The sequence below is a fragment of the Raoultibacter timonensis genome (assembly GCF_900240215.1).
In the GTDB taxonomy this organism is placed as follows: domain Bacteria; phylum Actinomycetota; class Coriobacteriia; order Coriobacteriales; family Eggerthellaceae; genus Raoultibacter; species Raoultibacter timonensis.
On record NZ_LT964679.1, the window covers coordinates 1,975,928 to 1,989,933 of the forward strand.

General features: G+C 59.4%; 11 protein-coding genes and 1 tRNA gene. 2 read left to right on the forward strand and 10 right to left on the reverse strand.

The genetic code is table 11. From position 1 onward, the window contains the following. Positions 1-522 precede the first annotated feature (522 nt). The 5 genes from leuB to C1722_RS08785 form a co-directional block, all read right to left on the reverse strand. Positions 523-1,629, reverse strand: coding sequence for a 3-isopropylmalate dehydrogenase (gene leuB / locus C1722_RS08765; RefSeq protein WP_102378892.1), 1,107 nt, complete (start codon positions 1,627-1,629; stop codon positions 523-525). 62 nt (positions 1,630-1,691) lie between these two features. After that, positions 1,692-2,186 carry a 3-isopropylmalate dehydratase small subunit gene (gene leuD, locus C1722_RS08770; RefSeq protein WP_102378893.1) on the reverse strand — a complete coding sequence of 165 codons (495 nt, stop codon included), beginning with the start codon at positions 2,184-2,186 and terminating at the stop codon, positions 1,692-1,694. 11 nt (positions 2,187-2,197) lie between these two features. After that, complete coding sequence (leuC, locus tag C1722_RS08775; RefSeq protein WP_102378894.1) at positions 2,198-3,466, reverse strand: 3-isopropylmalate dehydratase large subunit; 1,269 nt, start codon at positions 3,464-3,466, stop codon at positions 2,198-2,200. A gap of 526 nt (positions 3,467-3,992) precedes the next feature. Continuing rightward, positions 3,993-4,892, reverse strand: a complete 900-nt coding sequence (locus C1722_RS08780; protein WP_102379599.1) for a peptidoglycan-binding domain-containing protein — start codon at positions 4,890-4,892, stop codon at positions 3,993-3,995. 65 nt (positions 4,893-4,957) lie between these two features. Then, entirely contained in the window at positions 4,958-6,007 is a 1,050-nt protein-coding gene (locus C1722_RS08785) for a polyprenyl synthetase family protein (RefSeq protein ID WP_102378895.1), read from the reverse strand. A 263-nt stretch (positions 6,008-6,270) separates the two neighbouring features. Between C1722_RS08785 and C1722_RS08790 the strand changes: the two genes are divergently transcribed. Beyond that, positions 6,271-7,326 (forward strand): flavodoxin family protein, encoded by a 1,056-nt coding sequence (locus C1722_RS08790; protein WP_244902562.1) that lies wholly within the window; start codon positions 6,271-6,273, stop codon positions 7,324-7,326. A 91-nt stretch (positions 7,327-7,417) separates the two neighbouring features. On the opposite strand, the gene C1722_RS08795 is transcribed toward C1722_RS08790, so the two are convergent. Further along, positions 7,418-8,866 carry a helix-turn-helix transcriptional regulator gene (locus C1722_RS08795; protein ID WP_102378897.1) on the reverse strand — a complete coding sequence of 483 codons (1,449 nt, stop codon included), beginning with the start codon at positions 8,864-8,866 and terminating at the stop codon, positions 7,418-7,420. Positions 8,867-9,100: 234 nt separating this feature from the next. Here C1722_RS08795 and C1722_RS08800 point away from each other — a divergent pair, with 234 nt between their 5' ends. Then, entirely contained in the window at positions 9,101-10,765 is a 1,665-nt protein-coding gene (locus tag C1722_RS08800) for an FAD-dependent oxidoreductase (protein ID WP_102378898.1), read from the forward strand. A 117-nt stretch (positions 10,766-10,882) separates the two neighbouring features. Here C1722_RS08800 and C1722_RS08805 read toward each other — a convergent pair. The 4 genes from C1722_RS08805 to C1722_RS08820 form a co-directional block, all read right to left on the reverse strand. After that, a tRNA-Leu gene (locus tag C1722_RS08805) sits at positions 10,883-10,967 on the reverse strand. A gap of 73 nt (positions 10,968-11,040) precedes the next feature. Beyond that, positions 11,041-11,985 (reverse strand): Ppx/GppA phosphatase family protein, encoded by a 945-nt coding sequence (locus tag C1722_RS08810; protein WP_102378899.1) that lies wholly within the window; start codon positions 11,983-11,985, stop codon positions 11,041-11,043. Between the two features lie 32 nt (positions 11,986-12,017). After that, positions 12,018-13,148, reverse strand: a complete 1,131-nt coding sequence (locus tag C1722_RS08815) for an FtsB family cell division protein (RefSeq protein ID WP_102378900.1) — start codon at positions 13,146-13,148, stop codon at positions 12,018-12,020. A gap of 338 nt (positions 13,149-13,486) precedes the next feature. After that, on the reverse strand, positions 13,487-13,867 hold the full coding sequence (locus C1722_RS08820) for a metal-dependent transcriptional regulator (protein WP_102378901.1): 381 nt from the start codon (positions 13,865-13,867) through the stop codon (positions 13,487-13,489). Positions 13,868-14,006 lie beyond the last annotated feature (139 nt).

Below are 14,006 nucleotides of genomic sequence, written 5' to 3' on the forward strand. Positions count from 1 at the left end.
CGCCAACCCGCAGCGCGGCTTTGTCGGTATCATCTATATGACGTTAACATATACCTCCCTTTATATGTTGTCAACATATAATCGAGAGCAGAGCGCATGGCAGAGGCGAGGGGCATGCCGTTTCGCATACCAGCACAGACTCGGAGGCCTTTCCCAAAGCGCATGCCCGCAGTTAGCTCGAAATCGCCCTGCCCCGCTTTTCGTCCCCCTTTATTGATAATGAGTTTCTGCGCGAAAAGGCCTCTTTTATGGCGGCCAACCGTCGTTTTGCGAAATGCGATGCCCTTGTTAGCCGGAGGTAGTTTTTCTGACCTGCAGCTTTACTGGACAGAGTAGTTGCAGACGCTCAAATAATCGCCCAAAAGCTCGAAATCGGCGCAAAACGACGGTTGGCCGCCATCGGAAACCCGATTTCCGGCAAAACCCTTAGCGGCAATAGCCGGGGCACAGCAGAGAGGCATGAAAAAACGCCTCGTCCGCATAAAGCGGATCGAGGCGTCCCATTCCCTGTATAACAGCAGATTAGAGCTTCGAAACCACCAGATCGCCCATGACGGCCGTGCCGACGATCCTGTCCTTCGGCGTCGTGCTGTTGGCGATGTCGCCCGTGCGCCAGCCTTCGTCGAGCACCGCTTCGACAGCTGACGCGACGGCATCGGCCGCGTCCTGCATATCGAAGCTGTAGCGCAGCATCATCTCGACCGAGAGGATCTGGGCAAGCGGGTTCGCAATGCCCTGGCCTGCGATATCGGGCGCGCTGCCGTGGCTCGGCTCGTACAGCGCGGTGCCGTCACCCAAGCTCGCGCTTGCGAGCATGCCGAGCGATCCGGTGAGCATCGAGGCCTCGTCGGAGAGGATATCGCCGAACATGTTCTCGGTGACCACGACGTCGAACTGCGCGGGATTGTTGATGAGCTGCATCGCCGCATTGTCCACGAGCATGTCGACGATCTCGACATCGGGGTACTCCCCCGCTATGCGGTGCGCGACCTCGCGCCACAGGCGGCTCGTCTCGAGTACGTTCGCCTTGTCGATGGAATGCACGCGGCCCTTGCGCTTGCGCGCGGTTTCGAACGCATGGCGCACGATGCGCTCGATCTCGTACTCGCGGTACTCGAGCGTATCGTAGGCGCGCTGGCCCGCCGCGCCGTCGGCTCCGCAGCCCTCTTCGTCGTAGAAGCGCTCGCGCAGCCCGAAGTACAGGCCGCCCGTCAGCTCGCGCACGATGACGAGGTCCGCCCCATCGATGGCCTCGGGCTTGAGCGAAGAGGCGTCGGCAAGCGCCGAGAAGATGCGCACGGGGCGCAGGTTCGCGTACAGGCCGAGTGCCTTACGGATACCCAGAAGACCCTGTTCGGGACGCGGTTTATTCGGATCGGTGGTATCCCATTTCGGGCCGCCGACTGCCGCAAGCAGCACGGCATCGGACGCTTTGGCCACACGAAGCGTGCCCTCGGGCAGCGCCTCGCCCGTCTCATCGATGGCGATGCCGCCCAAAAGCGCTTCGGTGTACTCGAACGACGCATCAAACTTCGCGCCGAGAGCGTCGAGCACCTTGCGCCCCTCGGCGATGATCTCCGGCCCGATACCGTCGCCGGGAAGCAGGCATATCTTGTAGGTTGTCGTCATAGTTGCTCCTTGGTACACATCAAAAGGGCGCGGGCGGTTGCGTCCGCAGCGCACTCGATCGGTTACTTTCCCAGCTTCGCTTTCGTGCGGTTGATGAGTCCGCCCGCCTCGATGATCTCTTTGATGAACGGGGGGAACGGCTGCGCGGTAAAGGTCTGGCCCGTCGTCTCGTCGACGATCACGCCTGCGTCGGCATCCACGCTCACCGTATCGCCCTGCGAAATCGCGTCGACGGCCTCGGGGCACTCCATGATGGCGAGGCCCGTGTTGATGGAATTGCGGTAGAAGATGCGCGCGAAGCTCTTCGCGATGACCACGTCGACGCCCGCCGCTTTGATGGCGATCGGCGCATGCTCGCGCGACGAGCCGCAACCGAAGTTCTCGTCGGCCACGATGATGTCGCCGGGCTGCACCTTGCTCACGAATTCCTTGTCGAGATCCTCGAGGCAGTGCTTCGCCAGCTCAGCGGGATCGGAGGTGTTCAGGTAGCGTGCGGGAATGATGACGTCGGTATCGACATCGCGCCCGTAACGATGCGCGGTTCCTTTGAATTTCATGACAGAACTCCTTAATCCAGATCTTCAGGCAACCCGATATGACCGAGCACGGCGCTCGCTGCGGCAACGGCCGGCGAAGAGAGGTACACCTCGCTCGTCGGATCGCCCATGCGTCCGACGAAGTTGCGGTTCGTCGTGGCGATGGCGCGCTCCCCCGCAGCGAGGATGCCCATGTAACCGCCCAAACACGGCCCACAGGTCGGCGTCGAGACGGCACAGTTCGCGTCGAGGAATACGTCAGTGAGACCCTCCTCCATGCACTGGCGATACACGAGCTGAGTTGCGGGGATGACGATGCAGCGCACATCCGGATGCACGGTGCGTCCGCGCAGAACCTCGGCGGCCTGACGCATGTCCTCGATGCGCCCGTTGGTGCACGAACCGATAACGGCCTGGTCGATGCGTATATCGCGCGCTTCGGCAGCGGGCCTGGTGTTGGAGGGCAGATGCGGGAACGACACCGTCGGCACGATGTCGGCGGCATCGATGTCGTACACCTTCGCGTATACGGCATCGGCATCAGGGTGGTACTCGGTGTAAGGACGCTCGGTGCGACCGTCCAAGTAGGCGCGTGTGATGTCGTCGACCTCGATGAGCCCCGCTTTGCCGCCCGCCTCGATGGCCATGTTCGAGATGGACATGCGCTCTTCCATCGACATGCTCTTGATGGCGCTGCCGGTGAATTCCATGGCTTGGTACAGCGCACCGTCCACGCCGATCATACCGATGATGTGCAGGATGACGTCTTTGCCCACCACGCCCGGAGCAAGTTCGCCCTCGATGTTGAAGAGGATCGATTCGGGAACCTTGAACCAGGCCTTACCGGTCGCATAGCCCACGCCCGCATCGGTCGAACCAACGCCGGTGGCAAACGCGCCGAGCGCGCCATAGGTGCAGGTGTGGCTGTCGGCACCGATGATCAGATCGCCCGCCCCCACAACGCCCTGCTCGGGTAGAAGCGCATGCTCCACGCCCATGCAGCCGACTTCGTAGTAGTGCGTAATGCCCTGCTTTTTGGCGAAATCGCGGACGATCTTGGCCTGCTCGGCGCTCTTGATATCCTTGTTCGGTACGTAATGGTCGGGTACGAGTGCGATCTTGGTCGGATCGAATACCGTACCGGTGCCGATCTTCTCGAACTCCTTGATGGCGATCGGCGCGGTTACATCGTTGGAAAGCACCAGATCGAGATCGCATTCGATGAGCTGACCGGGCTCGACCTCTTCGAGCCCGGCGTGGGCGGCCAAGATCTTCTCTGCCATAGTCATGGGACGTGCCATTGTGAGCCACTCCTTATATATAGGGGAAACCCGATCATTGTACCATCGCAAACGAGAAGGGCCCCGATGAGGCCCTTCTCGCAATAAGGTTTTTACAAAATCCGTACGGCGCACCTGCTCCCTGCGGAAAACGTCCGCAGGAAACGCTTCGCCCGGCAGGGCAGCACGCTCAAAAGCGGGCAAGGAGGCGCATGCCCGGAAGGCGCCTCGGCCGACTTACCAGGAGCTGCCATAGTGGTAGCCGCCGCCCATGGAACCCACGGCACCCGCCACGACGGCGGTGACCATGCCGGTGATCGCAAGGCTCAAGATGATGCCGAGCACGAACCAGCTGCCGAANGCAAACAGAACATGCCGTTTTCAGCGGCATTCTTACGCGTTTTAATACGCTTCGCAGTATAGAAAACGCTCGGGGCCGCTTCTGAAAGCGTCAACAAACCGATGATTGTCTTACGAAACGGTGTTCGAGCGGTGAATTCGAATGCGCAACGCCCGCGATACGCGAAACGTCACCGGCAAACGGATGTCAGCGCTGAGAGAGCGCCGTGCACAGCGCATCGAGCAGCGTGATGGCAAAATGCTGCGCCGAACGACCCGCGCCGGCCTCTTCCCATACGGTCCCCGGGAGCTCGACGGCAATGCGGGCGGGATGCATGGACGCCGCATCGATCGCCGAGGTGAGGCGAAGGGCAAGCGTCTCATCGTCTTCGTAGGCAACCCGTGGAACGCTCTCCGCCGTCTGTTCGTCGGGAAGAACGATGTGCACGAGCAGCATCGACTCGTCGGGTGCCACAAGCAGCGTGTCGGCTGAAAGTATCTTGGAGGCGGGATTGGTCGCCAACGCCAGGTTCGACATGCGCGACGCAACGCTGCGCGTGAACTCCCGCGTACCGAACAAACAGAGCGCATTGCGTTCGAGCACATCGGCCGCGCGGGCAAATCCAAGGTATCCCGCCGCCGGCGAAGCCTCTTTGCCGACCCAGGAATGCTGCAGGTTGTGGATTGCCGCGTAAGTCATCGCGCCTGCGATACCGTCCGAAGGAAGGCCGAGGTTGAGCTGGAACTTTCTCAGGGCGAGCTCGGTGTACGCGCCGAAAATGCCGTCAAGGGCGCCGGTTGCGAACCCCAAAGCGCCGAGCGCCTGCTGCAGTTGCAGTACATCGTTTCCGTGGAAGTACGGCATCCGAAGGTACAGCGTGCGGTCGCCGAGACAGAACGTCGCATCGACAAGCGCCGCCCACACCTTCTCGTTGACCTCGTCCTGGGAACCGAGGCCGCCCTTTTCGCTGAAGGCGAGTACGGCGAGAGCGGTGGCATCGTCGTAGGTGCCGGTCACTTGGCTTTCATCGAGCATGCCGAGCATGCACAGACGATGCTGTACATCTTCGACTGCCACTCCAGTATCGTGTCTGCGAATCGTATCCATGGCGGTATTGTAGCGCAGGCGAATTGCTAACCCAGCCACGTTCACAAATCGGGTAGAAAACGCCTTTACTTCAAACGGTTGACGAACCAGTCGGCCATAGAGACGAGCAGATCTCGCGAAGGAGACGGCTTAATCATATCGATCAGGCGGTTCTTCGCAATGCTCGTAAGGTTTTCGGCATAGTTGCGCGCGTATTCGACGCTTCCGGCATCCTCCATAATCGCAACCGCTTCCGCAAGCACCGCTTGATCTTTCTCTTTCGAGGAGAGGATCTCGATGAGGCGATCGCGATCCGACGAGTTCTGCAGCGCATGCACGACGATGAGCGTGCGCTTGCCCTCGGTGATGTCGTTGCGGAAATCCTTCTTCATGCTCTCTTCGGAGCCGATGAGATTCAGCAGGTCGTCCTGGATCTGGAACGCGAGACCCGTGTCGAGGCCGTAGTTGCGCAGCGCCTCGATCTCGGTTTCGGTGCCGCCGCCGATGATGGCGCCGACGGCCAGCGGAACCGCACCCGAGTAATGGGCGGTCTTGTGCGTTGCCATAACGAGGTAGTCTTCGGGCGTGATGTCGTAGCGACCGTCGCGCGCCCAGCCGATGTCGAGCGCTTGGCCCTCGATCGTATGCTGCGTCATGTTGACGAGCTCGGTCACAACGCGCACCTTGGTGGCGTCGTCGAGCACCGGATCGTTCATAACCGTACCGTTGACGAGAGACAACGCAAGATCGCCCGCGTTGATGGCAAGCCCGATCCCCTCGGTGAGATGCATGCAGGGCTCTCCCCTGCGCAGCTCGGCTTCGTCGGCGATGTCATCGTGAATGAGCGCCGCAGTATGGAAGTGCTCGATGGCCGCCGCTGCAGACGTCGCACGGGGCATATCGCCACCCACCGCTTGGCACGCCGCAAAGCATATGAGAGGGCGATGCCGCTTGCCGCCGTTTTTGCTGTAGGCGAGCAACGGCTCGTACAGATAGCGCTCCATGTCGGGATGCGCGCCTTCGGGTATGTAGGAGTTGACCAGATCGCCCACCTGCTGTGCGTAGGAGGTGAGGTATTCTTCGAAAGTCTCAGGTTGCTTCTGCACCGATGCCACGATCTCGTTGATGTTGTTCATGGAAGCTTTCTTATCCGTCTTCGTTCGCGTACTCCACGGAATGGTACCACAAGTGCCGCGTATGCCAAGAAACCGTGAATAATCGGGTCGAATTTTCCGATTTTCGTTGCCGAAGAACCACAAAACCTCGAAGCGAACGGTTTGCGGGCTCGCACGCTCGGATTCGAACGCTCGGGCACGCATTCAACGAAGCGTCGAGCCGATGCCGAGCCGCCGCACGCTCCGGCATGGTTCAATGGCATGCAAACGAGAGAAAGGTGCCCATGAGCATCCTCTATCTGAACGGCAGCCCGCGCAAACACGCAAGCGCAACCAAGAAGCTCGCCGACGCCTTCGTCGCCGGCATGCGCGAAGCTGCGCCTTCGAGTACGGTTGACGAGATCGTCCTGTACGACAAATCCATCACCGCATGCCGAGGATGCTTCGGGTGCTGGCACCGAACCCCCGGCGTCTGCGTTATCCGCGACGACATGGACGATTTGCTTGTGTCGTTTCGCCGAGCCGACGTGATCGTATGGTCGATGCCGCTCTACTATTTCGGCATGCCTTCGAAAGCCAAGGCCTTCCTCGATCGGCTCATGCCCAACAACAGCCCGTTGTTCGAGGAGCGCAACGGCTCGATCAGGCATCCGCAAACCTACGATGCTGCATCTCAGAGCCATGTTCTCATCTCGACCTGCGAATTTCAGACGACTGAACGCAATTTCGAGGCGCTCGCACTGCAGTTCGACCTGCTCTGCGGCGAAAGGGTCTCGAAGGTCCTCTGTCCTGTCGGCGGAGCATTCGCAGCTGAGCGACCGGGAAGAGCGGCCCGCACGCGCCTTGACGAAGTGCGGGCCTCGGGTGCGATGTATGCCGCGCCGAAGAGCATCCCCCGCGACACCGAGCGCTTGCTGAGTACACCCGTGTTCGACCCCGATCGGTACATGGCCGTGGTGAATCGCGTAGCCGCTATCGCTAAAACACCGCCCGGCAAGGAGAGAACCCCGCCGTCGAACCGAGCGAATGCCATCCTCGAAGCATTCGCCGCTCGCTACTGCGAAAATCTCGAACCCGATGATGCATTGGCCGTCGAGTGCGCATTCTCCGACGAGCCCAGCCGAGCTGTTCTACTATGCGAAGCCCGAACCTGCACCGTCCGCCCGGCGCCCGACGGGCGGACGCAAACGCGCATCGAAGCCGATGTCGCCCTCTGGGAGCGCATCGTTTCGGGCGAAACATCGATCACCGACGCACTGCTTGACGGAACACTCAGGGTCTGGGGCGATTTTGAGGCGGTGCTGCGATTCGAGGATCTGTTCGAGGGGGTCGAGGTGTGAGGACGCTGCACTGGTGACGGCACAGGCGGAAACGAGGTTCGCATCTGCGAAAATCGTCGGGAAGGCTGGGCTGGGCCTGCTGCAAGGCGGGCTATTCGGATCCGCTCTGCCATTCCGACAGTTTATCGATAAGCTCGTCTTTCGAATGCACATCGAGTTTCCTGTAGGCGCTTTTAATATGGCTTTGGGCCGTGCTCATAGAAATGAACAACAAGGAAGCAACTTTTTTCATGCTATGTCCCTGAGCGAATAAGCTTGCCACCTCCGCCTCTCGCGACGTCAATTTGAAAGCCGCAGCCATTTTTTCCGAAACGCAAGGGCGCACAAGGGAAGCCTCCGCGGTCGAAAGAGACAAAGCGTCCGCCGCCTGGCGTTTGGAGGCAACAACCCCGAAAACCAAAATGATGAGCGCGAGCAAAGCGAAGGCAGCCAGCAGCACAAGCACATCGGAGGTCGGCAGACGACCACCCACCTCAACCGTGAGAAGGCGAGGCAACAACCAATAGCTCAGCATCCACGAAACGCTATTCGTCAATATGCTGCATGCCGAAAAAACGAGGACGGGAGACAACCGCTTTGCGCTCACGAGGTTGCACAAAACAACCCACAGCAGCCAGTCGAGCATCGAACGGGCTACCACTACGATGTGCCCAGACAGGTGATATGACCCCTCGATCAAGCCGGCGAACACCGCCGCAAAAAACATGAGCGCGAGCGCCGCCCACCCCTTAAGGGCCATCGAGTCTATCGCCCTTTGCATCCAGAGCGCTTCCCCGCTCTTCAGGCCCATTCGCTTCTCCTTCATGCGACGCACCGAAATCCAGCATCCGAACAATACGATGGCAGACACGACGACCGAAAGAGGCCAGCGGAACAGGGGGCCATCGACATCCGAACTGCCCGAATCGACAATCCCACGCAAGATGCTTCCCGAGAGCAAGAACGCTATAAAGAGCACTACGAAAGGCGTTACCTCTTTCAGAGACGAGATCTTGGAAGCAACCGCACTTCCTCGGGGCGGTTGCGCGAAAAACCAAGAAACGCCCACCCCGAGCGGAACGAATACGGCAACCAGATACGGCACCCATTGAGTGAAGAAAACAAGGCTCGCCAAATACGAGGCTGCCAGGACGACAATGTCAGAAGGCCCGAACCGATAGCAAAAATACGTTGCCCAGCCCAAATAGCCCGCAACAAACCCTGCGGCCACCAAGGGAAGGGAGACCCATAGTGCCCATGCACCCAGCAGCCCGCTATCCGCCGCAAGAGCCATTGCCGCTCCGCCGGATGCCATCGCGCTCAAAAGCACCACTGAGAATCTTTGCGTCAGAAAGATTTTCTCAATCCGAGTCCGAAACGCAATAGAAAAGGCACACAGTACCAGCAGCACGACAAGCAGAACGCCGAACGCAGGGGAGGTGCCGGTCGGCGAATCCAACGGATACAAAAGCCCGAAATACGATTGATAACGCAAGTACACCCAGAAAAACGACATGCCGACAAAAGGCGCTACGTAGTTTTTGATTTCCACTCGTTCCATAAAACCGACTCACCCCCTTTCGCAATTCTATCGCAGAATGCCTGCTAGACGGCGCTTGGGAACGGAGCAGAAAGAAAATCCCCTATTTTATGGGCGAGCAGAAAGCGGTATTCGCGCAATACCCGAGTTTTATGGGAAGACGCCTTTTCGCCCTCGTCGCACAATGACGCAGCACATAAACGCTCTCGCTTTATTGAAGTCGAAGCGAGGAATTCGGAGTGAAAGGGGATCAGCGTGGCAATCAACAGAAGGCAGTTTCTCAAAGGGACAGTCGCCATCGGAGGAGTTACGGCATTAGGCGGACTTCTCTCGGGATGTCAACCTGCAAATCAGCCAGCGTCGACCGGGTCGTCAGCCGACGCATCGTTTCCAAAGGGCACCGTTGCCGAGGACTTCGAGAATTCCGTTGTGGAGCTCGAGACGATCACGGAATTCATCGAAGAGAAGACCTACGACATAGTTGTTGTCGGCGCGGGCACAGCCGGCGTCCCCGCCGTATGCACAGCGCTCGAGGAGGGGGCAACCGTTGCCTGCCTACAGAAGGAGTCCATCGTCGTTGCACACGGAAACGGCTCATCGGGCCCCATCCTTGAAGAAAGCAACGATATCGGGAAGCTGCAATACAAGCAGGAGTGGCGAAAAACCGGCGGCTATCGCATGAATCCCGATCTGCTCGATCTGTACGTTGAGCATGCGGGAGAGATGATCATGTGGATGATGGGCAAAGCAGACGAAGTAGGGCTTCCCCCTCAGGCCTCGAAAGCACGTACGGATTTCGACGAAGGCAGCTACATCACCGTTGCGAGCAACTTCTTCGGCCCAAAGCCGATCAACAACCAAGACATTATGACGAAGCTCGCAGAAGCAGCCGCCGCCGATGGAGCCGAGTTCTTCTACAGCACCCCAGCCGTTCAGCTGATCCAAGCTGACGACGGAAGCGTAACGGGCGTTATCGGAAAAACGAATGACGGCTACATCAAATTCAACGCATCCAAAGCAGTCATCGTCGCTGCCGGCGACTACCAAAACAACGAAAGCCTTGTTGAGCGATACTCGCCCGACGTCGTACGTTTTCAGCGCAAGCAGGCGAACAAGACCGCCGACGGCATCCTGATGAACATGCTTGCCGGCGGCCGCATGGTTCCCGTCAACCACGCCAAAACCATGCACGACATGGACGCTGGCCCCATGATGCTCACCGGCGTACCCTTCATGGCCCTCAACAACCAGGGAAAGCGCTTCATGAACGAAGACATTCCGATGGAATCCTGGGATCTTTCACTTCAGTGGGATGCCGATGCCGAAGACCCAGGACGATTCTTCCGTATTTTCGACAACGATTTTGCAACCAAATACAATGCCAAGGTTACCCCCGAGTCGCTCGAGAACTACATCCCCGGCCTTAAAGACAACCCAGAAGGCGTATACACGAGCCTCATCGATACGCACCGCGCCGATTCGCTCGACGAACTCGCACAAGAACTCGGCTTACCCGCAGATACGCTCAAGGAGAGCGTCGCCAAGTGGAACGCGTTCTGCGAAAACGGCGTTGACGAAGAGTTCGGCTTGGCAAAAGACAAGCTCCGTCCCATCGATACCCCGCCTTACTGGGGCATCCGTCAGTGGATTCGCTGCAGCGCCATTAACGCAGGCGTCGTCATCGATGGATGCTGTCGGGTTCTCGATCAGAACAACGAGCCCATCCCCGGACTTTATTCCGTCGGATCAGGTGCCGGCAACGTGTGCGGGGGCCTCGAATGGAACTTGTACCAAGGAGGCCTTTGCTGCGGATCGTACATGACCATGGGGCGCTACGCCGCCATCCATGCGTTGACCGGAGATATGAAGCCTTCGAACCCAGCATCGTACGACGAGGCCAAAAGCCACTGGGCATCCTAGAGACCACTTCGGCTTTCTTGTTGCCCTACGGCGTATGGGCCGCTTCGGGACAGTTAAAAAGGCCGCAAGAACAACGGTTCTTGCGGCCTTACTTAGTGTTTCACCTGATAAACCGTATGGTAGGGGCGAAGGGACTCGAACCCTTAAGACCGAAGTCGGCGGATTTTAAGTCCGCTGCGTATGCCAATTCCGCCACGCCCCCGAAAACCGTGCGGCACATCGCCGCACCGAACGAGCATCATGATAGCAAAAGACGCTACCCAGCGCCCCGTCAATTATCCGTTTCTTGCGGCATCGAGAATGATGCCCTGCAGGATGTCGGTTTCGCTCACGGTGAACTCGCCCATGCCCGCGCAGCTCATCACGGTTTCCATGATGAGCATCCCGGCCACGATCACACTTGCACGACCCGGATCGAGTCCGACGATCCGCTTTCGCTCTTCGAGCGGCACCGAGCGAAGCTGCGCGTATACCTCCTCGAGCGCAGCGGCATCCACCACGGTCCTGTGCACCCGTACGCTATCGTACACTTCCATATGCTCATGGATCGAAACCACACTTGTCGCCGTGCCCGCAACGGCCACCATGCGCTTCGGGACAAAACCGGTCTGCTCGAGTTCGGAGAACTTCGGCCCCATCGAGCGAAGCGCCCACCCTTTTGCAACGGCGAGCTCTTCAGCGGTGGGCGGGTCGGAGGCGAGAAACTTTTCGGTCACACGACGGCAGCCGATGTCGAACGAGTGCTTGAACGCCGGTTCGTCGCCGCCCGTTCCCGCGATGATCTCGGTCGAGCCTCCCCCGATGTCCACAACGAGCAGATCCTCGCCGACGAAATCGCTCGAGGCGCCGAGGAACGAGAGTGCCGCCTCCCGTTCGCCGGGAATCACCGTCAACCGTATGCCCAGTTCGTCAAGCATGCCCACGAACTCCCCCGCATTCTTCGCATCGCGCGATGCCGACGTGGCAAGGGCTATAACCTCGATGCGGGGATGCTCGGGCGTTCTGTACTCTTCGATGATGGAGAGGAACCGCTTCATCTGAGCGGCAACGCGCTCCATGGCCTCGGGCTTGAGCATGCCGGTCGCGTCGACCCCCTCCCCCAGGTTGGTGATGACGACCTCGCGGCGCAGCTCGGTAAGGCCGGCATCGTGCGCATCCGCCAAGAGAAGGCGGCACGTTACCGTGCCGATGTCGATAGCGGCATACCGTTTTGTCTGCATGGGCTCTTCCTCGTCAGTGTTGTGGGCGACGACTATTCGACGCCGAATAGTATATCCAATACCGGAGAATACCACGTATCGGGCGCTTCGACGCTCCCGGGCGCGACGGCCTTATTGTACGTCGACTCGTCTTCGTAGGTATCGAGTCCGTACACGTTGGCCGCGTTCTCGCCCTCTTTGACCCACCCGAACTCCTTGCGCGCCCGATCTTCGATGCCCGCTTCGGTCGAAAGGCTATCCACTTCCGCCTGGATGGTCGCGTTGCGCTGCTGAAGGGCCTCGTACTCGGCCTGAAGCTGATCGTGTTCGCGAACGGTCGTATAGTACTGCTTAGCTGCAGGATACAGGAACACGCACGAGAGAACCAAACACGCGGCGACCATCAAGCTGGCCACGAACTTCGGGGAGCGGGGGTTCAGGCTCGGCCCCGAGAAACGCTTCTTCGAAGCGCCCATCGACTGGCCGGGATTACCCTGCATGCGGGTGGACTGTTTGTGCTTTTTGCCCATTTCGCCCTTGTAGAGCGCCGCACGGCTGCCGCCCGTTGCCGAAGCGTCGGAATCTCCGCTGCCGAACTGCCTGGTAAACGCCTTGCCTGCTTTGTTTTTTGCGGCGCTGCGCTTCATCTTTTCGATACGGGACCGCTTTACCTCGACATCGTCATCGAGCTCGTCTTCGTCGCGCTCGCCACTATACACCGAAACCGCCGCCGAGCCTTTACGGCCGCGATCGTCGAAAGCGGCGCGAGAGGACGTTGCGCGCTTCGTCGAGCGGCCCATCGAATCCTGACGGCTTCTCGATGCCGATCGCGAGGCGACGGGCGCCTTCGCATCTTTCGAAGCGGGGCGGGAAGCCTTCGGTTTCGACGCCGACGCCTTCGGCTTCGCAGCCGCCTTCGGCATTTTGAGACCGGATTTCGACGCTTGGGAAGAGGGCTTGGCGACCTTCGCCTGAGAACCCTGCGTTGTTTTTGATTTCGCCCCCCTCTTGGGGGCCGTCTGCTTCGCCGCGCTTGCGGTAGACGCCTTCGCTTTTGCCGGCGCGGCGGTTTTCACCGAAGGGCGCTTCGAGGCCGACCGTTTAGGCGCAGCAACAGACGGACGGGCTTTCCCCGACACGGTTTTCGCCTCGTCGAACGAGACTATCTTCGCTTGTGCAGCCAACGGTATTCGACTCCCTCAGCATCTTGGTTCGTTTGCGGTGTGTTCAATGCTAGAAGCTGAACGAAGGATAGCATATTTCGCGGGGTGAATCTATGCAACTTCGGTAATATGCGCATCTTGTCAACACGGCGTTTCAATGCCGACGAATTCCATCCGCAGCATCCGTCCGGAAGCCCGCAAGGCGACGGCCGATCGACGATGCGCGCTGAAATACCGCGAGAATCGCCCCCTGAACACGTCGAAGCGGCAGTCCCCGCAGTGCGGGCTGCCGCTTGCTGTCTCGCTTGATTCGGCTGGCTGCCGATCCGCGCGCCCGAAACGCCGAGCGCGTCCAACCGCTAAACGTCGAGTCTCTTGATGAACGCCGCCCATTTCTTGAACGAATCATCGCTGATGGCATGCTCCATCTGGCATGCCTCTTCTTCAGCCACCTCAGGATCGATGCCCAGATGCTCGGTGAGGAACTTGAGCAGGAGTTCATGGCGCCCGAGCACCGACGTCCCGTATTCGTACCCCTCTTCGGTTAAGGTAATATCGCCGTAATACGGCTGGTCGACGAGGTGCTTTTCCTTGAGCGTCGAAACCGCCTTGTTGACCGACGCCTTCGAGACGCCCATCTTTGCGGCAATATCGACCGATCGCACGGATTGTTCGGTGGTTCCCCCGAGCATGACGATGGCTTCAAGATAATCCTCGTGCGACATTGAGATTTTTTCCACGAAACGCCTCCTAACGCGCTTTCCCTATTGTACTACACAAAAGAAATGATTGAGAGAGAGGAGAGCGGCGGGGGAAAGGGGGGTTTCCCCCCCCCCAAAAAGGGGGGGGCTAGAGGAGGGGGGCTTCCCCCCCCCGGCA

Bases quoted from the DNA above. Each gene is read 5' to 3' on its own strand.
- leuB (WP_102378892.1), bottom strand. From the start codon at position 1,629: ATGACGACAACCTACAAGATATGCCTGCTTCCCGGCGACGGTATCGGG.
- leuD (WP_102378893.1), bottom strand. From the start codon at position 2,186: ATGAAATTCAAAGGAACCGCGCATCGTTACGGGCGCGATGTCGATACC.
- leuC (WP_102378894.1), bottom strand. From the start codon at position 3,466: ATGGCACGTCCCATGACTATGGCAGAGAAGATCTTGGCCGCCCACGCC.
- C1722_RS08780 (WP_102379599.1), bottom strand. From the start codon at position 4,892: ATGGATACGATTCGCAGACACGATACTGGAGTGGCAGTCGAAGATGTA.
- C1722_RS08785 (WP_102378895.1), bottom strand. From the start codon at position 6,007: ATGAACAACATCAACGAGATCGTGGCATCGGTGCAGAAGCAACCTGAG.
- C1722_RS08790 (WP_244902562.1), top strand. From the start codon at position 6,271: ATGAGCATCCTCTATCTGAACGGCAGCCCGCGCAAACACGCAAGCGCA.
- C1722_RS08795 (WP_102378897.1), bottom strand. From the start codon at position 8,866: ATGGAACGAGTGGAAATCAAAAACTACGTAGCGCCTTTTGTCGGCATG.
- C1722_RS08810 (WP_102378899.1), bottom strand. From the start codon at position 11,985: ATGCAGACAAAACGGTATGCCGCTATCGACATCGGCACGGTAACGTGC.